The organism is Corallococcus terminator (genome assembly GCF_003611635.1).
GTDB classification, from domain to species: Bacteria; Myxococcota; Myxococcia; order Myxococcales; family Myxococcaceae; genus Corallococcus; species Corallococcus terminator.
Genome location: NZ_RAVZ01000007.1, coordinates 25,332 through 49,372, shown reverse-complemented (window position 1 = coordinate 49,372; position 24,041 = coordinate 25,332). Strand labels below are relative to the sequence as shown.

Genomic DNA, 24,041 nt, shown 5'->3' with positions numbered 1-24,041 from the left:
CATGAAACGCCAGGGTCAATCATTGCGTCGGGCGGCTGGGGTCCTGGGGGTGCTCGCGGGCCTGGGAGGAGCCGTGGCCGCGGAGCCCCGGGAGGCCATCTCCGTGCGCCTTCCGCGGGCGAGCTACGACCTGCTCATGACGGAGGACAACGTCACGGGGCAGGCGTTCCAGCTTTCCCGGCAGCCGGGAGTGCTGCGCGGCCGGGTGGGGGAGACCCCGGTGTCGTTGCAGCTCAAGGACCAGCAGGTGAAGGGCAACATCGGCACGTCGGTGGCGAACCTGGAGGTGAAGAAGGAAGGCGACGTGGTGAAGGCCAAGGGAGGCTTCGGAGGTCGCCCCGTCACGCTGACGCTGTCGCCGCAGGAGTTGACGGTGTACGTGAACGACTGCACGTACCGGCTGAAGGCGACGGAGCCGAAGAAGGTCTACGAAGGCCGGCGTAGCTGTGACGGCTCCCTGATGCCGCCCTCGGTCGTGTCATTGCCGGACACGTTCATCGTGGCCTCGCCCGAGGAGCAGGTGTCCCTGCTGCTCCTGGCGCTGTAGTTCCCATAGGGTCGGGAGGCGATGAGGCTTCCCGCAGGGGTGGTGGCGAGGTCCTGGCACCGGATGCCGCCGGTGCTGGGGCTGTCGTGGGTGTTCGGGCTGTGGGCGTGCGCGAGCGATGGTGCCTTCGACGGGGACGTGGGCGCGGAACCTGTCGGACAGTCGGACAGGTTGATGGGGGATGAGGCCCCGGCCGAGCGCGCGGGCCTGGGGTTCACGTCGGCAGGGCTGTTGGAGCGTGCCGGCCCCGTGGGCGGTGAGCGTGCTTCGCGAGCCGAAGCGGACCGGGTGGTGCGCGAGTTCTGGGCGGTCGCGGGTGAGCGTGGTGTTCCGGGCGAGGCATGGACCTTCGACTACCAGGCGCACGGCGGCGCGCTGACGCTGCTGTCCTTTCGCCGCATGGCGGCGGGACGGGAGGCGAGCGCTACCGGGGACTGGAATGGGTTCTCCCGGGAGCTGACGCGGAGTCTGTCCACGCTGGTGGGCACGAAGAGCCGGCGCCTGCGCTTCACGCTGGAGCGGGGCCCGGAGCGCTGGCGCTTCAACCTGGAGACGGTGTCAGGACGGCTGGCCGAGCAGGCGCGTACGGTGCCGGAGTCGTTGCCCGGCGTGTCCCAGCCCCTGCTGTCCGATGCGTTGGTGGTGGCCCGGCAGTTGCTGCCCGCCTCGGGAGTTCCGAGGGAGGGGAGGGTGCGTCAGCAGGCGCGGCTCCACTTCGAGGGCATGCGCCTGCTCCAGGAGAGCGAACCGGGGGTCTTCGAGGTCCAGGAGGGGTTGGGGCGCCAGGAGGTTCCCGCGAGCGGGGATCCGCGCATGCCGCTGGTCCAGGCGGTGCTGCCCTTCGGGCACGCGGTGGGGCGCCGCACGGTGGAAGTGGAGCTGGAGGGACTGCACGTGCGCGGCGAGGCCGGAGCACGGTGGCGGGTGGTGGCGGCGAGGATGCTGGAGTCCCCGGCGCCGCAGGAGGCGATGGAGGACATCGCGAAGGAGTACCGCGCGATGCACGAGGACATCCTGCGCCACTGGCGGCAGGAGGTGCGGGAGGACGCACGGCTCGCGGGGGCGTGGTCCTTCGAACAGCTCGCGTACTGGTACGTGGGGGGATTCATCGCGAGGGGCACGCTCGGGATGTTCGAAGCCGTGGCGCCCACGGTGGTGGCGGTGCTGGGGAGGGGCGGGGCGAAGGCGGCGCAGTGGTTCCGCACGGTGTTGATCCGCACGCCGCCTGGAGAGCGCGAAGCCCTTCAGCGCATCTGGATGAAGGCGGAGGCGGAGGGCGTGGCCGCGCTCGGGGTGGGGGAGAAGGCAGAACTCCAATCCCTGCTACGGGACATGGAGCAGCGGCTGCGGAAGCCCCTCCAGAGCAAATACGAGAAGGACAAGCTCCGGGAATGGGCACGGCAGGAGTACTTCCAGGTGCTCCAACCCCGACTGGCGCGAACCCTGGGGCCGGATCTCATGGCGACGTATCCCGTGCACCATCTTGTTCCCCTCGAATACGCGCACCTGTTCCCCCTCCGGAACATCAATGCCTCGGGAAACCTGGTGGGCGTGTCCCGCGAAGTCCATATGGGCATCAACTCGGTCTGGAACTTGGTGCGAAGGAGTCCGAGAAGCGTTTCCGCGAGCGAAGTGGATGAAGTCGCGCGCATCACCCGCAAGCACTTCGGACAGTGGTTTCACGTCGTGTACGATCCGTCGAAATCCGCGGTGGCCCTGTCCTCCGCGCAGAAGGCCGCGCTGCGGGAAGCCGAAGCCCTGCTGGGCCTTTGAGGCGCCTGCGTTTCGAGAGGAGGAATTCACGTGGCCGGGCTCGAAGTGGGATGGACACGACTGGTGGAGACCTGCCGCCGACATGGTTTCCCGGTGAGGATGGATCCGCCCGCTCCCGATGCTCCCCACCCGGGAACGCAGTGGCTCGGTGCTCCGCTAGACCCGATGCTCGCCAGCCTCTATGGGCGGACGGGGCGTGCCACATTGGGCGACTTCGTGCTGTATCGCCCGGGGGCCGGTGCGGATGGCGCCCTGGACGTGAACGCCTGGATGCGCGGTCAGGGGCAGGCTCCGTTCGCTTCCTGTGTCCTCTTCGGGCAGGTCGCGAACCTCGAGTACTACTACGGCGTCGCGCCGGGACTGGCGGATGCTCACGGTGTGCAGCCCGTGCTCTACGTCGATGTGCAGGAGGAGCTGCTCGTGGTTCCGGTAGCTTCCAGCGTGGAGGCGTTGTTCCGCCAACTCGCGGGTTTCATGGACCTGCTGCCGGAGCAGCCCGACTTCGTCCCAGGTCGGTGCTCCACCGTGATGTTTCCCTTCGCGGCTGCCGAACTCATCGCGCAGGACCGCCCCCTCGTGGACATGATGCGCGCGGGCCGCTTCGACAGGCTCGTGACCCGGGACGAGGAGAGTCAGCGGTGGATGCAGCAGGTGCTCGCGGCGAGCCCCGGCCGATGAACCCCAGGGGCCTTCGGTGAACCCGCGCACCCTTTCCCTCCTCATCGCCCTGCTCGCGGGTGTGTTCGCGGTGGGCACGGCGGTGTGGCTCGCGTGGCCAGGGCCGGACCTCACCTCCCAGGCCGACCTGACCCAACGGCCCGTCCAACTGGACCTGGAGGACAGCGACGCACCCGACGACAGCGCCTCCGGCGGGGCCCTTCCTCCCGGCGTCGTCGTCCTGAGCAACGGCGTCCAGCTCCCCTTTGAAGTCCCCTCCAACTGCCGCGCCGACACCCAGGCCTCGCTCGCCTGTACGGACCTCTGCGCCTCGGACGATGCGTGTCCCCCAGGCAAGGTGTGCGCGCACAACCGGGACTTCGGTTTCCGCGAGTGCCGCCTGCTGCGCGGCTTCTGCGACGACACGTCCGAATGCACCTCCGTGGAGACCTGCCACCCCGCGGACACCTCCGCGTCCGGTCTGAGCCTCCGCCGCTGCACCCGCGTGGGCCTCCGCGTCGCCGGTGAGAAGTGCTCGGCCTCCGGTCCGGAGCCGGAGGACACCTGTGTCCCCGGGTTGCTCTGCGTCCAGGAGCGCTGCGGCACGCCGTGCGACGTGCACGCCCCCGACACCTGCACCCTCGGGACGGAGTGCGCGACGAACGTCTTCCGCGTCCGGGGCGCCTGCATCCCAAGCTGCCGCGACCGCCCCTGTGCCCAGGGCCAGCGCTGCGACAAGGGCTACGAAGGCGAAGTGCCTGTCTGCCAGCCCTTCGTGGGACAAGCCTGCCAGGACGACGCGCCCTGCGCCGCCAACCAGGACTGCCTGCGCGGCTTCGCGGAGCCCAGCCTCGAAACCCAGGCCTTCGAATGCCGCGCGCGTTGCTCGAAGACGGCTCCCTGCGCCCGGGGCCTTACCTGCGACGCGGCCAGTGGCTACTGCGTCCAGGCCTGCGCCCAGGACACGGACTGCACTGGCCCCGAACGCTGCCACGTCCTGCACCCCCGCTCCCCCGAGCGCGGCTGTGGCGTCATCGCCGAGGGCCTCCCCACCATCATCCGCCGCTGACGCTCAGCCGCGCGGCAGGTCCACGCGGAACGTGGAGCCTTCGCCCAGGACGCTGTCCACCTCGATGAAGCCGCCCATCGCCTCCACGATCTGCCGGGCGATCCACAGGCCCAGCCCGAAGCCGCCGTAGTTGCGCTCGGACACCGCGCGCTCGAAGCGGTGGAACAGGCGCGGCAGGTGCTCCCTCGCGATGCCGATGCCGCCGTCCTTCACCCGCAGCCGCGCCCTGCCTTCGGTCACCTCCAGCTCCACGCGCACCGGGTTGCCCCGCCCGTACTTCAGCGCGTTGGACATCAAATTCGTGAGCACCTGGTCCAACCGCAGCCGGTCCCACTGCCCCCGCACCTCCGGCGCCAGGGACAACTCCAGCGGCGTGCCCGAGCGCGCGAACTCCGGCTCGAAGCGCTCCGCCACCTCCCGCACCAGCGCGCCCAGCTCCAGCGGCACCAGCACCAGCTCCAGCTTCCCCGCGCTCAGGCGCGACACGTCCAACAGGTCGTTCACCAGCAGCGTCTGCCGCTTCACCTGCCGGTCCACCCGCTCCAGGCCCCGCCGCAGGCGCTCCGGGTCGAACTGCGCTCCCGAACGCGCAAGCCCCGCCATCAGGCTCTGCACCTGGAGCACCAGCGCGCTGATGGGCGTCTTCAGCTCATGGCTCGCGATGGACAGGAACTCCTCGCGCAGCCGGATGGCCTGCCGGGCGTCCCGGTAGAGGCTCGCGTTGTCCAACGCCAGCGCCGCCCGCCGCGCCAGCTCCTGCGCCAGCGACAGGTCCTGCGCGTCGTACGCCCGCTTCGACGTGACGAACGTCAGCGCTCCCAGCGTGTGCCCCCGCACCTGCAAGGGCACGCACAGGTACGCGAACGTCCCGCCCGCGCAAGCGCTCGTCGGGTCCGCGTCCGACAGCCCCGAGCGCGTCTCCGGCCGCCCCGACTGGATGACCCGCGTCACCACCAACAGCCCCGGAGGAGGCACCTCGGAGGCCTCGCTGGCGCCCGCCGTGGCCACGCACCGCACCGCGCCGGATTCGTCCTCCAGGAACACGCCGCACGTCTCCGCGTACGCGGGCACCGCCAGGTGCGCCACGCGCTCCAGCGTCTCCTCCTCCTCCAGGCTCCCCGCCAGCACCCCGCCGGCCTCCGCGAGGAAGCGCTGCGCCGCTTCGCCCCGCTGACGCTCGGTGATGTCCACCATCATGCTCAGGCACTGCGGTGGCCCGTTCGCAGGGTGCACCCGGCCCGTCCACACCGCCATCTGCACCGCGCTGCCGTCCCGCCTGCGCCCCGCCAGGGGGGCGCCGTCCAGCACCGTGCCCCGCGTGGCCCGCTCCAGGCTGTGCCGGAACGCGTCCCAGTGCTCCGGCGGCACCGCCGGCAACACCTTCCCCATCACCTCCTCCGCCGTCCACCCCAGCATCCGCTCCGCGGCCGGATTCCACAGCCGCACCGTACCGTCCGGATCCAACAGCATGATGGCCGCGGGGCTCGCCTGGATGATGGCCTCCAGCGTCTGGTGCGCCTCGCGCAGCGCCGCCCGCGCCCGCTGCTCCCCCTCCAGGAGCCGAGCGCGCGACAGCGCCTGCGCCGCGTGGTGCGCCACCAACTGGAGGAAGGCCCGCTCGTCCTCGTCGAACCCGTGCGGCATGCTGAACGCGAACACCAGCGCCCCCAGCGCGCGGCCGTCCACCACCAGGGGCAGACACGCCGACGACAGGGCGGGCTTGCGCATTCCCTCCAGCGCGTCCCCCCGCTCCAGCCACACGGGCCGCAACTCCCGCAGACAGCGGGCCGCGGGCGCCTCTTCGGTGAGGGGCACCCGCCGCAGTCGCTCCTCCGCGTCCGGGGTGCAGCCCGCGCAGCGCAGCAGGGTGACGCGCGCCGTGTCTGGATCCACCAGCCACAGCCCCCCGCCCGTCGCGTCCGCCACCGCCAGCCCCTGCTCCAGCACCACCTCCGCCACGCGCGTGGCGGTGAGCGCCTCCGACAGCTCCGCGGTGACGTGCTGCAGCCGCGCGAGCCTCCCCGCCGCCACCTCCGCCGCCTGACGGGCCTGCCGCTCCGCCGCGTACGCCCGCGCCACGTCCAGCGCCATGGCCGCCCGGTCCGCCAGCTCCTGGAGCAACAGGTGTTCCCCCGGGTCGAACGGTTCGCTGTCCCCGGGCTCCGGCGCGTCCCGCCACACCGTCAGCGTCCCCATCGCGTGCCCGCGCGCCCGCAGGGGCAGCACCAGCACCGCCTCCACCCCCTGCGCCTCGCCCGTGTCCAGCACCTCCGCCGCCAGGCCCTCGTCCGCGCGCATCCGCTGGGAGATGAGCGCCTGGAAGCGCGCCCGCGACTCCGGCGCGGACGACGCCGACGCCACCGTGCGCAGCCACAGCCCATCCTCCGAGAGCAGCCGCAGCGCGCACGCGGTCCCCAGGAGCGGCACCACCAGCCCGCACAGCCGCTCCATCACCGCGGGGGGCTCCAGTGATGCATCCGCCAACACCCTCGAGGCCTCGGCCAGAAGCGCCAGCCGCTCCTCGATCTCCGGAGCATGCGCCCCGAAATGCCGCGCCTCGCCCAGCCTGCTGGTCGCCACCATCGTCATGCCATCCCCCCGCTGCCTCTCCATGGAAACACGACCGCCTCCGGCACGCAGTGCGTCCCAGGTCCCGCCATCCCCGTTTTCACGGATGCAGGACACCCAAACACTGGAACCGTTGGTGGACCGCACGCGCCTCGTTCCCGGGAGCGGCGCCCCGAGGGGCAGGGGGCCAGGGTGCGCACATGGGAACACCCGGCAGCGCTTGGAAATCAAAGGCGCGGAGCGGCCACGGTTGCGGCGGCCCGGGGTTCGGCTAAAGCGGGGGCCGTGAACGCACCCTCGGACTCAACGGCCCCTTCTTCGGAGGGGCCGGACTCCCCCAAACGCATCGCGACGCTGGCGCTGGGCGCGGTGGGCATCGTCTACGGAGACATTGGAACCAGCCCGCTGTACGCGCTGCGCGAGTGCTTCACCGGCACGCACGGCGTCACCCCGACGCCGGCCAACGTGCTGGGCGTGCTGTCGCTCATCGTCTGGTCGCTCATCATCGTCGTGTCGGTGAAGTACCTCATCTTCGTGATGCGCGCGGACAACCGGGGCGAGGGCGGCATCCTGGCGCTGATGGCGCTGGCCATGCAGCGCCCCCGGGGCCAGTCGCACCGCGCGCGGCCCCTGCTCATCACCCTGGGCCTGTTCGGCGCGGCGCTCATCTACGGCGACGGGGTCATCACCCCGGCCATCTCCGTGCTGAGCGCGGTGGAGGGCCTGAGCGTGGCCACCCCCGTCTTCAAGCCGTACGTGATTCCCATCTCGCTCGTCATCCTGGTGCTGCTGTTCCTCGTGCAGCGAAAGGGCACGGCCGGCATCGGCGCGGTGTTCGGACCCCTGATGTGCGTGTGGTTCCTGGTGCTGGCGGTGCTGGGCGTGAAGGAGCTGGTGCACAACCCCGCGGTGCTCTGGTCGCTGTCGCCCGTGCACGGCGTGACCTTCTTCATGGACAACGGGTGGCATGGCTTCCTGGTGCTGGGCGCGGTCATCCTGGTGGTGACGGGGGGCGAGGCGCTCTACGCGGACATGGGCCACTTCGGCGCGGGGCCCATCCGGCGCGCCTGGTTCATGCTCGTGCTGCCGTCGCTGGTGCTCAACTACCTGGGGCAGGGCGCGCTGCTCTTGCGCCACGCGGAGGCCGCCCGAAACCCCTTCTTCCTCCTGGCCCCCGAGTGGGCGCTGTACCCGCTCGTCGCCCTGTCCACCGCCGCCGCCGTGATTGCGTCGCAGGCGCTCATCTCCGGCTCCTTCTCCACCACCCGGCAGGCGATGCAGTTGGGCTATTGCCCGCGCATGGAGGTGGTGCACACGTCCGCGGAGGAGATGGGGCAGATCTACCTGCCCGGCCTCAACAGCGCGCTGCTGGTGGGCGTCATCGCGCTGGTGCTGGGCTTCGGCTCCTCCAGCCGGCTGGCGGCCGCGTACGGCATCGCGGTGACGACGACCATGGGCATCACCACGATGCTCGCCTACGTGGTGGCCCGCGAGCGCTGGGGCGTCCGCCGCGCCGTGGCGCTGCCCATCGCGGGGCTGTTCATGCTGGTGGACCTGGCCTTCTTCGGCGCCAACGCCACGAAGATCGCCGACGGCGGCTGGTTCCCCCTGCTGCTCGCCGTCTGCGTCTTCACCCTGATGACCACGTGGAAGCGGGGGCGCGACATCCTGGCGGCCAAGCTGCGCGCGGCGAGCATCAGCCTCAAGGACCTGCTGGACAGCTTCGGGGACCACCCGCCGGTGCGCGTGCCCGGCACCGCCATCTTCATGACGGGCAACCCGGAAGGCACCCCCCCGGCGCTCCTGCACAACCTGAAGCACAACAAGGTGCTGCACGAGCAGGTGGTGCTGCTCACCATCATCTCCGAGGAGATTCCCCACGTGGTGGGCACCGAGCGCGTGGAGGTGGAGCCCCTGGAGCAGGGCTTCGTGCGCGTCATCGCCCGCTACGGCTTCATGGAGAACCCCAGCATCCCGGACATCCTCAAGCGCTGCCGGGAGAAGGGCCTCCAGTTCCAGCTCATGGGCACCAGCTTCTTCCTGGGCCGCGAAACCCTCATCCCCACCAAGAAGCGCTCCATGGCCGGCTGGCGCGAGGCCCTCTTCTCCTGGATGAGCCGCAACGCCCGCAGCGCCACCGCCTACTTCCGGATTCCCCCCAACCGCGTGGTGGAGCTGGGAAGCCAGGTGGAGCTGTAGGCCGGCTCCGGGGCCCGGCTTCTGGAAATTCCGGCGCCCCGGAACCTGACGCACAAGGACTTCACCCTGCGAAAAGAGAATCTTTTCGCACTTCACGCAGGGTCATTTCTTCCAACCGGACACCTTTCGGCGTACAAGCCCCCGGAATCATTGGGAAACCAGGGCCTGCCCTGGGGTCTTGATGACCCTTCAGTGGTCGACAGTGGGTCTAAACAGGGGCTTTACGCGAGCGCTCGGCTGCTTCATCTTGCACCGCCGACGCCCCTGAATTCCGGCTTGGATAAAAAAATACGGTAGGGCAGCAACACTTTGGCCGATCAATCGAGAATCTTTTCGCGGGGCAGAAATAATCCTGTCCCGGCGTACGAGAACTTGGTTACCCTGCGGCCAGGTGTCCCCCGACACCCGGCGTCTGAAACGAGGTCAGCCTTCCATGCTCCAGGCCATTGCCCCCGCCTCCATGTCCTCCTCGGTTTCCGCCGTGAAGTCCGTCACCCCGTGGATGGACCGGCCGCTGATGCCTCTGTCGGAGGCGGCGCCCTACACGGTGCTGAGCGCGCAGGAACTGTACCCGCGAATCTGCGTGCGTGATCCGTACTTCGCGCTCAAGGACGTGACGGTGCTGCCGGGTGAGGTGGTCGCTCGGGTGCCGGTGCAGATGGACCCCGACGCGCAGGCGATGCCCATTGGCCTGGGCGAGGCGGGCCGTCACCTGGCCATCCTGGGCTCCTGTGCCTCCGCGCTGGTGGCGCCCAAGGACGGGCAGCACTTCTACCTGGCGAGCGCCGCGCGCGGTCAGTGGCTGGCACCCCAGGCGCAGGAGCGCACCACGGACCTGCTGTGGGCCCTGGCGCAGGCGGAGTACACGGGCAAGCGCACCTGCACGGCCCGTACGCTGCTCTCCGCGTCGGACGGCACGCCGCTGTTCCGCCTGGAGGTGGACTACAACGTGCTGTCCGCCGCCGCCTTCACCCGCCTGTTCGGTCAGGCGAAGCTGGAGATGCGCGCCGCCCCCCGCCCCGCGGACAACGTGCAGCGCACGCCGGAAGAGTGGGCGAAGCTGCGGCAGAACCCGTACAGCAAGCCGCTGGAGCTGACGGACTGGAAGCACGAGGACGGCACCCTGCGCTCGTCGCTGGTCGTCACCCCGGAGCTGTGCAAGGGCCACTTCGCGATGCACCCGGTGATGCCGGTGGCCGTCGTCGCGGGCGGCATGACGCGCATGGCGACCACGCTGGGCCGTTCGCTGGAGCAGAGCGACACCGCCCGCTTCGTGGCGAAGGACGTGAAGCTGTCCGCGGACAGCCTGGCCTACTCGGGTCAGACGGTGGTGTTCGGGGCCCAGCGCACCAAGGTGCGCGGCGCGGACCACACGTTCGCCTGCTTCGCGTCCGTCGGCGAGCGCGTCGTCGCGCAGTTGGATGTGACCTTCACCCGCGTCGACTGAAGTGACGGCGACGCGGTGCGGGGAGCGACGGGCGCGGGAGGACCGCGGCCTTCAGCTCCACTGGATGTCGTAGTCCACGCGGTCCAGGCCCTGCTGCTTCGAGGTGACATAGCCCGTGAGCCCCAGGACCTTGAGCGAACCGGTGAGGATGCCCACGTGGTACGCGGGCGGCATCATGTCCCGGCGCATGCGCAGGGTGCCGGACTTGGTCCCCGTGGTGAGGTACTCGCGGTTGCCGTAGGACACCGCCGCGCTGTAGGCCATCTGCGCGCCAGCGAAGAGCTTCTGCGGGTCTCCGCGGGAGATGATGCCGAAGATGAGCATCCCCGGCCCGGTGGAGTAGCGCGTGATGCTCACCTCGCCGCACGCCTGGAACACGGCCTCGGCGGAACCCAACTGGCCCTCCAGCAGGTCGGCCACGGTGTAGAGCAGCGTGAGCAGCTCCTTCGCCGGATACGAGCGCAGCTCCGCGTAGTCGTGGTCCAGCTCCCCTACGCGAATCTTCTCCATCCCGTTCGCGCCCGCGTGCTGCTGCACCAGGCTGAACACGGATTTGAAGATGAGCCCTCGGACGGAATCCCCTGACTGGAGGATGGCGATCCTGGCGGCGAGCTCGGTCTTGTCCGACGGCATGACTTCCAACTCCTTGCTTCCCGGTAGTGAGGAAGCCAACCCCAGCTTAACGGGACACTCCCGTCTGTCGACAAAGCACACGCAACGCTTCGCACACCCGGCGGGATTCCCAGGCACAACGCCCCGTGTCGGGCTCCCAGGCCAACGTGGTGGGTCGGGTGCATCCCAGCCCGCCGGGCGCGGGGAGGGGACGCCCCCACTCCGTCACTGCTCGTCGAGCAGCAGGGGCGTGAATCCGGCGGCGTCGCACGAGGCGAGCACGTACTTCACGCCGCCCCGGTCCCCGGTGAAGCCCGCGCTGATGCCGCCCGCGTGCAGGTGGCCGTAGACGCAGACCTTGGGTGCGAACGCTTCGATGGGGGCGCTGAACGCGGTGCTCCGCTCGTTGGCGTACACCGGCGGGAAGTGCACGGCGACGATGCGCGTGAGCGGCGTGGGACTGGCCTGCTCCTTCTTGCGCGCGTCCTCCAGCGACGTGGCCAGCCTTCGCGTCTCGCGCTCCACGTAGCCCGCGTCGGACGGCTCGTCGCCCATCTCCCCGCCGGGCATGGGCGGCGCTTCCGGCGCGGTCCACAGCCGGGTGCCGGCGATGACCCACGGGCCCATCACCACCGCGTTGTTGTGGAGGAAGCCCTCCAGCGTGCGGAACGGCTCCAGCAGCTTGCGCAGCTTGGACGCGGAGTCGCCCCACCAGTAGTCGTGGTTGCCGCGCACCAGCACCTTGCGCCCGGGCCGCGCGTCCAGCCACGCCAGGTCGTCCATCACCTCATGCGCCCGCGTGGCCCAGGAGATGTCGCCCGCGACGATGACCACGTCCTCCGGCCGCACCCGTTCGTCCCACGCGCGTTGCAGCGGGAGCGGATGGTCCGTCCAACCGAAGCGGTGCATGTCCTTCTGCCGCGTGGAGGGCAGGTGTGTGTCGCCAATGCCGAAGAGCCGCATGATGCTGGCGTCATAGCGGATGGCCCGCCCCCGTGTCGGCCCTTCGCACCCGCTCGCACCCGCTCCGGCCCCGGGCCGGCGGCCCCTCCGGTCCGCCCATGTCCGAAATCCCGCCTGATACAGGAAAAGATGTAACAAAACGTTACGTCACGGATGTCCTGAAACACGTCAGTGCGACAAACATGCACCACCCTCACCGCGGGTCCGCATCCTCGGGTCCTGGGATGTAGGCAATTCCATGATTTCAGGTGTTTGGAGTCAAGCGGTGTTGGAGGGGGTTCGCGAGGGTGGTGCATGGATGTACCGATCGCGGAAGAAAACTGGACGAAGGTGACGGGCTGGAGGGGCTGGCACGCATGGTGCTGTAGAAAGGACGTGGGCCTCTCCCGTGGAAATGCGGGGGCGGGCCATGGAGTCCTCCCCCGACTTTGGAGTTCCCTCATGTCAACGTTCCGCAATCCGTTCGCGGCGGCCGCCGCCGCCCTGGTGCTGTCCGCGTGTGGTCCCCAGGCGCAGCAGCCCTCGGAGCCCGCCCCCACCGAGACCGAGACCCCGTCGCAGCCCACGGAGACGACCGGCAGCGCGACGCCGCGTGAGCTGGATCCGCTGTTCGCGCAGGCCGCGCAGGAGTTCAACGTCCCGGCGGAGCTGCTCAAGGCGGTCTCCTACACGGAGACGCGGTGGCAGATGGTGCGCGGCACGGAGGAGTTCCCGGGCCAGCAGCCCGCGTTCGGCCTGATGGCCCTGCGCGGCGCGGACCTGGAGCAGGGCGCGGCGCTGGCCGGCGTGTCGGCGGACGCGGTGCGCACGGACGCGGCGGCGAACATCCGCGCGGGCGCGGCGCTGCTCTCCCAGTTCGCCACCGAGGCGTCGGTGGAGCGCGGGGACCTGGGCGCGTGGGCGTCGGTGGTCGCGCGGCTGAGCGGCATCAGCAACGCGGACGCGCAGGCGGAGCACGTGCACAAGGGCGTGTACGCGGTCATCAACGAGGGCGCGGTGGCGCTCAACACGGACGGCTCGGTGGCCGCCACGCTGGAGCCCGTGCAGGTGGAGGCGAAGTTCGCGCGTCCCCAGGTCCGCGCGATGGCGGCGGGGCCGAACTACGCGGCGTCCATCTGGCGTCCGTCGCCCAGCAGCAACTACGGCGCGCGCGCGTCGGGTTCGACGGGCGACCCGTCGATGATCATCATCCACACCTGTGAAGGCGCCTACTCGTCGTGCTGGAGCTGGCTCACCAACAGCGCGTCGGGCGTGAGCGCGCACTACGTGGTGAACGAGAGCGGCAGCGAAGTGTCCCAGTTGGTGAACGAGGCCAACCGCGCCTTCCACATCGGCGCGACGTACGACTGCTCGCTCAACAGCAGCAAGGAGTGCTGGCTCAACGGCACGCAGTCCAACCACTTCACCATCGGCATCGAGCACGGTGGCTTCGCCAGCGGGACGTTCACGGCGGGCCTCATCGAGACGTCCGCGAAGCTGTCGTGCGACATCGCGCGTGACAACGCCATCCTGAAGGACAGCTACCACATCGTGGCGCACGGCAAGCTTCAGCCGGCGACGCGCACGGACCCGGGTCCCAACTGGCCGTGGGCGTCCTACCTGAGCAAGATCAACGGCTACTGCGGCACGCCGACGTCGAGCGACATCATCATCGACAGCAACACCGCCAACAACGACGCCACCAAGGCGCGCTTCGAGCTGACGGGCGCGTGGACGGCGGGCAGCAGCGCCGGCTACTACGGCAGCGGCTACTACTTCGCGAACACGGAGGCCGTCTCCGCGCCGGCGACGTTCTGGTTCTACCTGCCCACCGCGCAGACGCGCACGGTGGATGCCTGGTGGGTGGAGGGCACGAACCGCGCCTCCGCCGCGGCGTTCATCTCCTTCAACGCGGCTGGCACCAACCTGGGCACGGCGACCGTGAACCAGCAGGCCAACGGCGGCAAGTGGGTGCAGTTGGGCACGTACAGCTTCACCGCTGGCTGGAACAAGGTGCAGTTGAGCCGCTGGACGACGGCGGGCTCGGTGGTCATCGCCGACGCCGTCCGGGTGCGCTGAAGTGAAGGCACGGGGCCTTGAACGGAAGGCGCGTTTGGGGCCCCACCGGGCACGGACGTGGTTCGCCGTGCTCGGGTTGCTGGGTGCCGTGGGGTGCGAGGGCCGCTGTGGCGGTGCTTCCACCCCGGCCCCTGGCACCCCGTCGCGGTTGTCGGAAGCGGAGCGGCGGACCCTGCCGGGCACCATCGTCTTCCTCTCCGAACGGGCGGGACAGAAGGACGTCTGGCGGGTGACGCCGGATGGGAAGGAGACGCAGGTCACCTCCGCGCCGGAGGATGAGTACCCCGGCCCGCCGTCGCCGGACGGCAAGCAACTGCTGGTGGTGGCGTCGGGCGAGGCGAACGGGCGCGTGTTCCAGCAGCTTCGCGTGCAGCCCCTGGCCGGCGGCGCGACGGTGGCGCTGCATCCGCCCCGGACCCGCGCGCGCAACGCGAGCTGGGGCCCGGACGGCACGTGGCTGGTGACGGAGTCGGACGCGCAGGGCTTCAGCGACGTGGTGCGCGCGCTGCCCACCGCGAACGCCGTGGACACGCAACTGACGCACGTGAAGCAGGGCTGCTTCGAGCCGTCGGTGTCCCCGGACGGCACGCAGGTGGCGTGCGTGTGCAGCGGCGACGGGGACCCGGAAGTCTACGTCTACCGCGCGGACGGCACGGGCGAGCCTCGCCGCATCACCACGTTCTACATGGAGGACCGCTCACCGCAGTGGAGCCCGGATGGCCAGTGGCTCCTGTTCGTGAGCAACCGCGAGCGCCGGGAGCGGATGTACCTGGTGCGGCCGGATGGCTCCGACCTGCGCGTGCTGTCGGGTGAAGGCTACGCGGGCGACGAGCGAGAGGCCGTGTTCAGCCCGGACAGCCAGCGCGTGGCGTACGTGGCGCGGTCTCCGGACGGCAAGAGCCGCATCTGGCTGGCGAAGGTGGCGGGCGGCGCGCCGGTGGCGCTCACGGACGGCACCCACCGCGACGACATGCCGGCGTGGAGCCCGGACGGCAAGGCGCTGGTGTTCGTCTCGGAGCGCGACGGCGACACCGACCTGTACCTGATGCGCGCGGACGGCACGGGCCAGACGCGGCTGACCACCGCGAAGGGCGCGGACTGGCTGCCCCGCTGGTTCGTGTCCCGCTAGCCGGCGCGCTGCCTCACGGTTTCGGTCTCACTGGCTTCGGTCTCGCTGGCTTCGGTCTCCGAGGCGACCGCCAGCGGCACGCTGAAGAAGAAGGTGGCGCCCTGGTCCGGTTCGCTCTCCACCCAGATGTGGCCGCCGTGCGCCTCCACGATGAGCCGGCTGATGTAGAGCCCCAGGCCCAGCCCCTTGCCGTCCGCGGAGCGTCCGTCCTCGGTGCGGTAGTACTTGTCGAACAGGCGCGCGGCGTCCTGGGCGGCCAGGCCCGCGCCCAGGTTGCTCACCGACACCACGGCCTGGTCGTGCACGGCGGAGAGGCGCACGTCCACCGGCGTGCCCTTGGGGCTGTACTTGATGGCGTTGGTGAGCAGGTTGGTCACCACGCGCTCCAGCCGCGCGGCGTCCATGGGCACGGGGGGAATGGAGGTCCCCAGGTGCAGCCGGAAGCGCTCGCGCGCGTCGGGGGCCACGTCGCGCTCCAGCACCTCCTCCAGGAAGCGGCCCAGGTCGCGCGGGGAGCGGCGCAGGGTCACGCTGCCGGACTCCAGGCGTGAGCCCTCCAGCAGCTCTTCAATCATCGTGTTCATCCACTCCACGTTGTGGATGATGGCCTGGGCCATGTGGCCTTCGCGCTCCAGCTTCCGCTCGTGCAGCGCGCGCTGGAGCAGGTGGGCGCGCAGGTTGATGGTGTGCAGGGGGTTGCGCAGGTCGTGGGAGATGAGGCCCACGTACTCCTCGCGCAGCTTCTCCAGGTCGCGGCGTTCGGTGACGTCGCGCAGGATGGCGATGGTCGTGGCGTCGTCCTCACCCTCCAGCGGGGACAGCCGCACCTCCAGCGGCACGCTGGTGCCGTCCTGGCGCCGACCGGACACCATCCGCCCGCCTCCGGTGGGGCGCGGCGTGGCGCTGGGGTTGGACGGGCCGTGGAGCCCTTCAGGCACCAGCAGCTCCACGCTCCGGTCCAGCAGGGCTTCGCGCCGATAGCCGAACACGCGCTCCGCCTCCGCGTTGGCGAAGCGCACCCGGCCGGTGGCATCCAGCACGACCATGGGGTCGGGAGCGGTGTCCAGGAAGGTGCGGAATCTCACCTCGGAGGCCGCCAGCGCGGTGGTGGCCCGCCTGCGTTCGGTGTCCAGCAGGTCCAGCGCGCGCGCGGCCATCAACACCAGCGTGGCGCCGCCAGCGGCCACCACGGTGGCGAAGAGGGGGAACTTCGCGTCGTGGCCCAGCGCGCCCGACAGGTGCAGCACCACCAGCGTCAGCCCCAGCACCGGGGGCCCCAGCAGCGTCACCGGCACCAGCCGCCGCGCCACGAAGCCGCCCAGCGTGTCCTGCGTGAGCCGCGCCATCAGCCCCAGGTCCGGGCGCGCGCACAGCGTGCCCACCGCCAGGAGGATGAGCATGCAGGTGGTGTGCAGCCCCATGCTGCGCTCCTGGAAGAACGGCACGGCGGCGGGCGTCACCAGCGGGCCCAGCAGGAAGCCGTTGAGGCCCATCAGCGCCGCCATCAACGCCAGCGCCACCAGCGCGTCCGACCACCACAGCCGCTGGGGCGCGCCCTTGTCCAACAGCGCCAGCGCCGGGCCCAGCAGCAGCAGGCACAGTGACGTCAGGGGCGAGGGCTTGATGCCGGGGGACGCGAAGCCGTCCTCACCGAAGAGGCGCAGCAGCAGCGCATCCAGTCCTCCGGTGCCGCCGGTGATGAAGCTGTCCAGGAGGCTCGCCGCGCCCAGGACGGCGGTGGCCCAGGCCAACACGGTGCCCAACTGGCGATGCTTCGCGCTCGCGAGGCACCTCAGGCGCATGCCCAGGGCGCCGCCCGCGAACATCAAGCCGAGCGCGGCGCTGGGGCGCATCGCCGGCAGCGCGGCGCCCATGGACTTGAGCACCATGACGTCCAGTGCCCACCCCACCAGCACCAACAGGCCCACCAGGCAGGCTGCGGCCGCGGAACTGCGCGCAAGGGCACGGACCAACGCCGTGCTTCGTGGCATGGATCGGCCGCTCATTGTCCGCGTCCCCCCTGGAACGCCAGCATCGCATCTGCCCGAACATCACGCTTTCAGGGGGGCTCCGGCAATACGACGCCAGGGCCGCCGCATGTCCGCCGAAGGCAGGGATATCCGACCTGTCGGGGTGAGATGCGACAACAGGTGGACACCGCGCGGAGGCGGAGGTCGGGCCCGGACTCCCTCGAAGACGGCCCGCCACGGAGCCGTCGAGGGTGGGTCATGGCGCGTAGCGTCCCGGGTACACGGAGAGGACCACGCCCAGGCCGGGGCCGACGTCCACGTTGCGCGCGACGTAGGCGTCCTGTCCTTCCACGGACACCTTGAAGGATTCCACGACGCCCGCGGAGTGCACATAGAGGAACAGTCCGTGGGACGCGGTGCCCGCCTGGCTCACGGAGGCGAGGTCCTCGGACGGGTAGTAGAGCCGGTCCGAAAGCTCGCTCCGGTCGAGCGCCACGCGCACGCCGCTCACGGGCTGGCCGTTCAGGTCCACCACGCGGCCGAGCACGAAGCCCGCGGTGGCCAATGTGGCCGCCGGGTCGCCGGTGTGGCCCGCGAGGCGGGGCGCTCCCACGGCGGCGCCCAATTGGTCGACGAAGGCGATGGGCAGGGCCCATGCCCGCGCGTCGATGATGTCCGTTCGTGGACGGGTGCCGGTGAAGGCGGTGTCGTAGACGAGCGTGGTGCTGCGCACGAGGCCGTCGTGCGCAAGGCCCATCCCCAGCCCCTGATGGATGTCGCGCACGGGCACGTCGGTGACGCGGAACGTGCCGTCCTCGGACACCTCGCCGGTGGCGAAGGTGGCGGCCGCGTCGTTGACGGCCACGCGCAGGGGCTCCTCGACCGTCAGCGTCATCCCGGCCAGCGAAGGCGCGTCCGCGCGCACGGCCTCCGGGAACACGGCGGCCTGTCCGCTCACGAGGATGCGAAGGTTCTCCAGGTCCACGGCCTCGGCGTCCTCGGTCCGCACGCCGGGGTCCGGTGTGAAGCCGCCGTCGCCACAGGCCATTGCCATCAGCCCGAGCACGGCACCACCCGCCGCCCGAATTAGTTGTCTCATCGCGCCGCAACATCTTCACGGTCCGTCGCGATCGCAATCCGTTCCCGGGCTCCGTCCGTCCCCTTCAGGACGCCCCGGTGCGCGCGAGGGAGGGATGCCTGGGACGGCGAGGCTTCCGGATGTTGAAAACACGTCGGCACCGGGAGCCTGCCTTCCGCCAGTGACGGAAGGCCGCGCCCGGTGCCGGGGGCCTGCATGGGATTGCGAGGAGCGGACGGAGCGCCTGACCGCGCGCCCCGCTCGTTGGAGCCGGAGCTACCTGCCCGTGTTCCAGCCGCCGCCGCCGCTGCTGCTGCCGCTGCTCCGGCCGCTGCTGCCGCTGCTCCGGCCGCCGCTGCTGCCGCTGCTGCCGCTGCTGCTCCCGCTACTCCCGCTGCTGCTTCGGCCGCTGCTGCCGGGGCTGCCCCAGCCGCCACCGCTGCTCCCACTGCTGCCGCCGCTGTTGCTCCGGCCACTGCCGCTGCTGCCGCTGCTCCCGCTGTTGCTGCTCCCGCTGCTGCCGCTGCTGCTGCCGGGGCTGCTCCAGCCGCCACCGCTGCTGCCGCTGTTGCCGCTGCTACGGGGGCTGTCGTTGTCCTTGTCGTCGTCGCGGCTCTTGCTGCTGTTGCCGGGGCTGCTCCAGCCGCTGCCCTTGTTGTCGTCGTCGTTGTCACGCCGGCTGTTGGCGGCGGGGGCGGCGTTGCTGCGGCCCCAGCCACTGTTGGAGGAACCACTGGGCGGACGGGCGCCGGTGCCGGTGCCACCCGGGGGGCCGCGGCGGCCTACGTTGGAGTTGCCGTTGTACGGAGCCGGCTGACGCGACGGGCCGGTGTTGTAGCGGATGTTCCCGGCGGAGGCCGCGTGGGTCCGGTCCCAGCGGTAGCCGCGGGTGCCGCGGTCATACGAGTACCCGTGGCCCCAGGAGCCGTGCGGGTAGAAGTCGTGCGAGTGGCGCCCGTGGAAGCTGCAGTAACCGCCGCTCGGGATGGGGTGGTAGTCCCAGTACCAGACCAGCGTCGGGCCCCGGTAGTAGTAGACGTCGTCCGTGTAGACGTAGGACGCCTGGGGCGGCTGGTAGTCGTGGACGTGGCTGTAGTCCTCCGGGCACCACCCGCTGCCGTAGTCGTCGGGGACCGGGTGCGCGCCGGCGAAGCGGTACTGCACCACGGGAGCGACGTAGGCCGCGCGGGTGGGGCGGTGATAGTGGCCGTCCACGACACAGCCGGTTCCCATCAGCAGGGCGAAGGGGACGACCAGGGTGAGCAAGCGGTTCATGAAGAGTCTCCTGGCGCGGAAGTGGACCCCCAAAGCGTCCCGCTCCGCAACCTCTGTGCCCTCATGACGGCCGGTGGCGCTTTTAATTCATCCGGGGAGCCTGCCTGCCAGGGAGGAGGGGAAGGGCGCCCGCTGATATGACGCACGGGCGCGGGCTCCCCGGAGGCCCTGGAGCCCCAGGGCCTGGGGCCGGGGCCCGCGCCTGGGAGATACACGGATGTCGGACATGGATTTCGGACGGGGGGCGGAGGCGTCCTGCGCGCTGCACCCCGAACAGGTCGCCACGGGCACCTGCGCGCGGTGCGGCAACTTCATGTGCGGCTCGTGCAGCGAGGGCGGAACCTCCCCGCGCTGCCCCACGTGTCGCGCGCGCTTCGGCGTGGAGTTCCCCCTGAACCGGGACAACTGAAGCATCGGCGGGCTGTGGGAGGTGTGCTGGCCGGTCTTCCAGCGCGAATGGGGCATGTTGTCGCTGGGGGTGTTGATCACCATCGGCGTGTCCTTTGGCGCGCAGTTGCTGGTGTCCCTGGGCCAGGGCATCGGCAGCGCGCTGGACAGCACCGCGCTGGCCGTCCTGTTGAGCCTCGTGGGCTTCGCGGCGCAGTTGGTGGTGCAGGGGCTGGTGCAGTTGGGCCTGCTGCGCATGTGCTTCGACGTGCTGCAAGGCGGGCGCGCGGACGTGGCGCGCCTCTTCAGCCAGATGCACAAGGTGGGGCCCTACCTGCTCACGATGCTCGTCGTCATCGCCATCATCGTGGTGCCGCTGCTCATCCTGGGCGCCCTGGGGTTCCTGGTGGCCATGGGCGCGGGCTTCGCGGATGCCATGCCGTGGAACACGGGCGCGGACATGTCGTCCGCCGAGCGCTGGGACGCCGTGGCGCCCGTGCTGGCGGTGATGGGCGGGGTGGCCGCGGTGCTGTTCGTTCCGTTCATCTACGTGGTGCTCCCGCTGTACTTCATCCAGCCGGAGCTCGCGTACGAGGACGTGCCGCCGGGGCCCCTCCAGGTGCTGCGGCGCTGCTGGGAGTACGCCCGGGGCCAGCGCCTGGCCATGGTGGGCATGGGCTTCATCGTGGGCTGCATCGCCATCGCGGGCCTCGTCGCGTGCTGCGTGGGCCTGATTCCCGCTTCGGCACTGTCCCAGTTGCTCATCGCGGGCATGTACCTGGCGCTGCGCCCCCGTTCGGACGAGGTCGCGGGCCCGCTGCCGGGCTGAAGTCCTCCAGTTCCTTCCCGCGTGCGCGCCTTCGTCCAGGAACGAAGGCGCGCCGCGCGGGGATGCGGATCAGTGAACCAGCCGCTCGGCGGAACCGGAGCGCGGCAGGGTCACCTTGCCCAGGCACGCGAGGATGTGCTCACGGTATTCGGTGAGCTCCCGCAGGCCGCACAGCATCCACCGGCCGCCAATGACGAGCGTGGGGACGCCCCTCACGCCGCGGCTGTTGGCCAGCCGGTGCTCGTCGTGGATGAGCCGGCGCGTCTCTTCCGAACGGAAGGCCGCGGAGAACTGGTTCATGGACAGGCCCACGCGCGATGCCAGCTCGAACACCACGTCCGAGCGCGACACGTTGACGCCCTGTTCCAGCGCCGCGCGTTGCATGGCCCGCGCGAGGAAGGCCCGCGCTTGCGGACCCTGCAATCGCGCGGCTTCCAGCGCCGCCAGGGCCGGCACGCTGGAGCGGGGAGGGTCTCCCCCCAGCCACAGGTCCGTGGAGAGCAGCGCGGCGGTGGGTTCGGATTCGCGCTGTGCGCGCTTCACCTCCTCCACCAGTCCGCGCACTTCGCGCTCCGTGGGCAGCACGTCGTGCAGCCGCAGCGGGTAGGGCCGCACACTCCAGCGGACGGCTTCGCCAAACTCCTGGCGAAGCACGTCCAACCGCAGGTCGGCGAGGTAGCACCAGGAACACAACACATCCTGGTAGACGGTGATCTGCAGCGGCTTGTGCAGCGTTTTCATCGGGGGTTGCCAGATTAGAGGCGCATCCCCGTCGCTGCCAACACCCCCTGACAAACCACGTCGGTTGGCATTCCCGTATTCCTGTGGAGCATGCAAGGCACCGTGCGCACCGTGAGCCTTCGCACGCATGCCATGAAGCAGGCGGGCAGGCTCCAAACGCTGCTCGTGTGCCTGCTGTCACACCATTAGGCGGCACGCTCCGCTAGGGAGCACGTCCCGCGCGCGCGACGAGCGCGCTGCCCCGGGTCCCCGCGTACACCAACGCGTGCTCCACGATCTTCCCGGCGATGTCCTGGTTCGTGGCGCCCTCCAGGCCCTCGAAGCCGGGGCTGGAGTTGATCTCCATCAGGCGCGGCCCGTTGCGGCCCTCCAGCATGTCCACGCCCGCGACCTCCAGCCCGATGATGCGCGCGGCCTTCACCGCGGCCTCCACATAGGCCGGGGGCAGCACGATGGCGCGGCCCTCGCCGCCCCGGTGGATGTTGGAGCGGAACTCGCCCTTCTTCGCCTTGCGGCGCATGGCGCCCACCACCGTGTCGCCCACCACCAGCGCGCGCACGTCGCGGCCTTCGCTCTCCGCGACGAACTCCTGCAAGACAATCTCCTGGCCCAGGTCCCAGAAGGTGTCGAGGATGGTCTGCACCTCCGGCAGCGTGTGGGCGATCATCACGCCCACGCCCTGGGTGCCCTTGATCAGCTTGATGATGACGGGCAGGCCCCCCACCTCCTGCACCAGCTTGCGCACGTTGCCGCGGTCATGCGCCATCACCGTCCTGGGCATGTCCAGGCCCGCGCGGGCCAGGAACTGGAGCGCCCGCAGCTTGTCCCGGCTGCGCGCGATGGCAGTGGGGGGGTTGAGCACCGGCACGTCCATCATCTCGAAGTGGTTCACCACGGCCAGGCCGTAGGCGGTGATGGACGCGCCAATGCGCGGAATCACCACGTCCACGCCCTTCACCTCCGCACCGCGATACGTCATGCGCGGCCGGCCCTGGGCCAGCATCAGGCAGCAGCGCAGCGTGTCGAAGACGAGCGCCCGGTGTCCGCGTGCCTTGATGGCCTCCACCAGCCGCCGCGTCGAGTACAGGGAGCGCTTGCGGGACAGGATGGCCACGGTCTTCTTGGCGCGGGGCCGGCGTGGGCGCGGTGCGTCGCCACGCTCGGGTGCCTGCGCTCCAGGCGGGACGGGCGCTTTCTTCGGCTTCACTTTTCGGGGGGGCATGCGGGGCGCGGGACACTAGCACGCACGGGCCGTCAGGCATGGTGCGTGGGCTCCCTTTGCTATCCTCGCGTTCACTGATGACCGCCTCCAACCCGCATCCCGACGACATCCACACGAATCCCGGCGACGTCGGACTCGAACTGGCGTCCCAGTCCTCCCTGCTCGGGGAGACGCAGGTGGTGGATCCGCGCACCAGCGTGAAGCTGCACAAGTGCCGGCTCTTGGTGACGGCGGGGCCGGACACCGGGCGCTCCATGGCCAGCGACAAGGAGCGGCTGAGGTGCGGCGCCCACCCGGGCAACGACCTGGTGCTGGTGGAGGACCGCACCGCCAGCCGCCACCACTTCGAGGTCCAGTACACCGAGCGCGGCTACCTGCTGGTGGACCTGAACTCCACCAACGGCACCTTCCTGGACGGCCGCCGCATCGAACGGGCCTACCTGTCCCCGGGTTCGCAGATCCGCGCCGGCTCCTCCGTCATCACCTTCGCCCCGCTGGAGGAGGAGGTGGCGGTGGAGCCCGACCGCGAGGGCGAACTGTGCGGCATGGTGGGCCAGAGCGTGAAGATGCGGCAGGTGTTCGGGCTCATCAAACGCATCGCGCCCATGGACGTGTCCGTCATCATCCAGGGGGAGACGGGCACCGGGAAGGAGCTGGTCTCCAGCGCCATCCATGAGCTGTCCGGCCGCAAGAAGGGCCCCATGGTGGTGCTGGACTGCGGCGCCATCCCGCCCAACCTCATCGAAAGCGAGCTGTTCGGCCATGAGAAGGGCGCCTTCACCGGCGCGGTGTCCGGCCGCCCCGGCGCCTTCGAGCGCGCGCAGGGCGGCACCATCTTCCTGGACGAGCTGGGCGAGCTGCGCCTGGACCTGCAACCCAAGCTGTTGCGCGTGCTGGAGAACCGCGAGGTGCGCCGGGTGGGCGGCAACGACGTCATCGAGGTGGATGTCCGGGTCATCGCCGCGACCCACCGCGACCTCGTGAAGGAGATCGCCGCGGGCAACTTCCGCGAGGACCTCTACTTCCGCCTGTCCGTCATCAACATCCAGCTCCCGCCCCTGCGCCAGCGCCGCGACGACATCCCGCTCATCCTGAAGCAGGCCCTGGCGGAGCCGGAGGTGGTGGACAAGCACGGCCGCAAGCGCTTCTCCGCGGAGGCCCTGGGGTTGCTCATGGCCTATGCGTGGCCCGGCAACGTGCGCGAATTGATGAACGTCCTGTCGCACGTGCTGACCTTCTCCGAAGGGGAGGAGATCCTGCCCTCCCACCTGCCCCCGCGCGTCCGGGGCCAGGCCCGTGAGGGCCCGCTGCCCTTCAACGAACACCTGGCCTTCAAGGATGCCAAGGAGCAGTTGTTGGAGAACTTCGAGCGCGAGTACGTCACCAGCGTCCTCACCCGCTGCGAGGGCAACCTGTCCCGCGCGGCCCGGGAGAGCGGGCTGCACCGCAAGTCCATCGAGCGGCTGGTGAAGAAGTACCAACTGGACGCCAAGGGCCTGAAACCGCGGTGAAGTAGA

General features: G+C 70.4%; 19 protein-coding genes. 11 read left to right on the top strand and 8 right to left on the bottom strand.

Annotated elements, in window-relative coordinates:
* The first annotated feature begins 1 nt into the window (after position 1).
* Genes D7V88_RS02295 through D7V88_RS02280 form a run of 4 tightly spaced genes read left to right on the top strand, consistent with a single transcriptional unit; the run spans position 2 to position 4,046 of the window.
* Positions 2 to 547, top strand: a complete 546-nt coding sequence (locus D7V88_RS02295; RefSeq protein ID WP_120538933.1) for a hypothetical protein — start codon at positions 2 to 4, stop codon at positions 545 to 547.
* Between the two features lie 21 nt (positions 548 to 568).
* A complete protein-coding gene (locus D7V88_RS02290) occupies positions 569 to 2,320 on the top strand; it encodes a hypothetical protein (RefSeq protein ID WP_147448574.1) in 1,752 nt (583 codons plus the stop codon).
* A gap of 30 nt (positions 2,321 to 2,350) precedes the next feature.
* Entirely contained in the window at positions 2,351 to 2,998 is a 648-nt protein-coding gene (locus D7V88_RS02285) for a hypothetical protein (RefSeq protein WP_147448573.1), read from the top strand.
* A gap of 16 nt (positions 2,999 to 3,014) precedes the next feature.
* Positions 3,015 to 4,046: a hypothetical protein gene (locus tag D7V88_RS02280; protein WP_120538930.1), complete on the top strand. Its 1,032-nt coding sequence runs from the start codon at positions 3,015 to 3,017 to the stop codon at positions 4,044 to 4,046.
* Between the two features lie 3 nt (positions 4,047 to 4,049).
* Here D7V88_RS02280 and D7V88_RS02275 read toward each other — a convergent pair whose 3' ends face one another.
* A complete protein-coding gene (locus tag D7V88_RS02275; RefSeq protein ID WP_244237922.1) occupies positions 4,050 to 6,659 on the bottom strand; it encodes a sensor histidine kinase in 2,610 nt (869 codons plus the stop codon).
* Positions 6,660 to 6,899: 240 nt separating this feature from the next.
* Here D7V88_RS02275 and D7V88_RS02270 point away from each other — a divergent pair, with 240 nt between their 5' ends.
* Both D7V88_RS02270 and D7V88_RS02265 read left to right on the top strand, forming a co-directional pair.
* Positions 6,900 to 8,813: a potassium transporter Kup gene (locus D7V88_RS02270; RefSeq protein WP_120538928.1), complete on the top strand. Its 1,914-nt coding sequence runs from the start codon at positions 6,900 to 6,902 to the stop codon at positions 8,811 to 8,813.
* Positions 8,814 to 9,246: 433 nt separating this feature from the next.
* Positions 9,247 to 10,260: a hotdog family protein gene (locus tag D7V88_RS02265; protein WP_208726063.1), complete on the top strand. Its 1,014-nt coding sequence runs from the start codon at positions 9,247 to 9,249 to the stop codon at positions 10,258 to 10,260.
* 51 nt (positions 10,261 to 10,311) lie between these two features.
* On the opposite strand, the gene D7V88_RS02260 is transcribed toward D7V88_RS02265, so the two are convergent.
* Both D7V88_RS02260 and D7V88_RS02255 read right to left on the bottom strand, forming a co-directional pair.
* Complete coding sequence (locus D7V88_RS02260; RefSeq protein ID WP_120538926.1) at positions 10,312 to 10,893, bottom strand: DUF2378 family protein; 582 nt, start codon at positions 10,891 to 10,893, stop codon at positions 10,312 to 10,314.
* A 204-nt stretch (positions 10,894 to 11,097) separates the two neighbouring features.
* Positions 11,098 to 11,835, bottom strand: coding sequence for a metallophosphoesterase (locus D7V88_RS02255; protein WP_120538925.1), 738 nt, complete (start codon positions 11,833 to 11,835; stop codon positions 11,098 to 11,100).
* Between the two features lie 441 nt (positions 11,836 to 12,276).
* Between D7V88_RS02255 and D7V88_RS02250 the strand changes: the two genes are divergently transcribed.
* The gene (locus D7V88_RS02250) at positions 12,277 to 13,893 is read left to right on the top strand and encodes a golvesin C-terminal-like domain-containing protein (protein WP_120538924.1); all 1,617 of its coding nucleotides are present in this window, start codon (positions 12,277 to 12,279) and stop codon (positions 13,891 to 13,893) included.
* Between the two features lie 67 nt (positions 13,894 to 13,960).
* On the top strand, positions 13,961 to 15,022 hold the full coding sequence (locus D7V88_RS02245) for a TolB family protein (protein ID WP_120538950.1): 1,062 nt from the start codon (positions 13,961 to 13,963) through the stop codon (positions 15,020 to 15,022).
* Here D7V88_RS02245 and D7V88_RS02240 read toward each other — a convergent pair.
* From D7V88_RS02240 to D7V88_RS42850, 3 genes are all read right to left on the bottom strand, one after another.
* Positions 15,019 to 17,013 carry a sensor histidine kinase gene (locus tag D7V88_RS02240; RefSeq protein ID WP_158624970.1) on the bottom strand — a complete coding sequence of 665 codons (1,995 nt, stop codon included), beginning with the start codon at positions 17,011 to 17,013 and terminating at the stop codon, positions 15,019 to 15,021. The genes D7V88_RS02245 and D7V88_RS02240 overlap by 4 nt on opposite strands.
* Positions 17,014 to 17,248: 235 nt before the next feature.
* Positions 17,249 to 18,091, bottom strand: coding sequence for a carboxypeptidase regulatory-like domain-containing protein (locus D7V88_RS02235; protein ID WP_120538922.1), 843 nt, complete (start codon positions 18,089 to 18,091; stop codon positions 17,249 to 17,251).
* 255 nt (positions 18,092 to 18,346) lie between these two features.
* A complete protein-coding gene (locus tag D7V88_RS42850) occupies positions 18,347 to 19,345 on the bottom strand; it encodes a hypothetical protein (RefSeq protein WP_158624969.1) in 999 nt (332 codons plus the stop codon).
* A 217-nt stretch (positions 19,346 to 19,562) separates the two neighbouring features.
* Here D7V88_RS42850 and D7V88_RS44155 point away from each other — a divergent pair, with 217 nt between their 5' ends.
* Both D7V88_RS44155 and D7V88_RS02225 read left to right on the top strand, forming a co-directional pair.
* Positions 19,563 to 19,754, top strand: a complete 192-nt coding sequence (locus D7V88_RS44155) for a hypothetical protein (protein ID WP_244237921.1) — start codon at positions 19,563 to 19,565, stop codon at positions 19,752 to 19,754.
* A gap of 21 nt (positions 19,755 to 19,775) precedes the next feature.
* Complete coding sequence (locus D7V88_RS02225) at positions 19,776 to 20,561, top strand: hypothetical protein (protein ID WP_244237920.1); 786 nt, start codon at positions 19,776 to 19,778, stop codon at positions 20,559 to 20,561.
* A 69-nt stretch (positions 20,562 to 20,630) separates the two neighbouring features.
* Here the strand turns inward: D7V88_RS02225 and D7V88_RS02220 are convergent, their stop codons facing one another.
* Entirely contained in the window at positions 20,631 to 21,302 is a 672-nt protein-coding gene (locus D7V88_RS02220; protein ID WP_120538921.1) for a DsbA family oxidoreductase, read from the bottom strand.
* A 202-nt stretch (positions 21,303 to 21,504) separates the two neighbouring features.
* On the bottom strand, positions 21,505 to 22,524 hold the full coding sequence (locus D7V88_RS02215; RefSeq protein WP_120538920.1) for an ATP-grasp domain-containing protein: 1,020 nt from the start codon (positions 22,522 to 22,524) through the stop codon (positions 21,505 to 21,507).
* 77 nt (positions 22,525 to 22,601) lie between these two features.
* Here D7V88_RS02215 and D7V88_RS02210 point away from each other — a divergent pair, with 77 nt between their 5' ends.
* Positions 22,602 to 24,035, top strand: a complete 1,434-nt coding sequence (locus tag D7V88_RS02210; RefSeq protein WP_208726062.1) for a sigma 54-interacting transcriptional regulator — start codon at positions 22,602 to 22,604, stop codon at positions 24,033 to 24,035.
* The last annotated feature ends 6 nt before the right edge of the window (positions 24,036 to 24,041 follow it).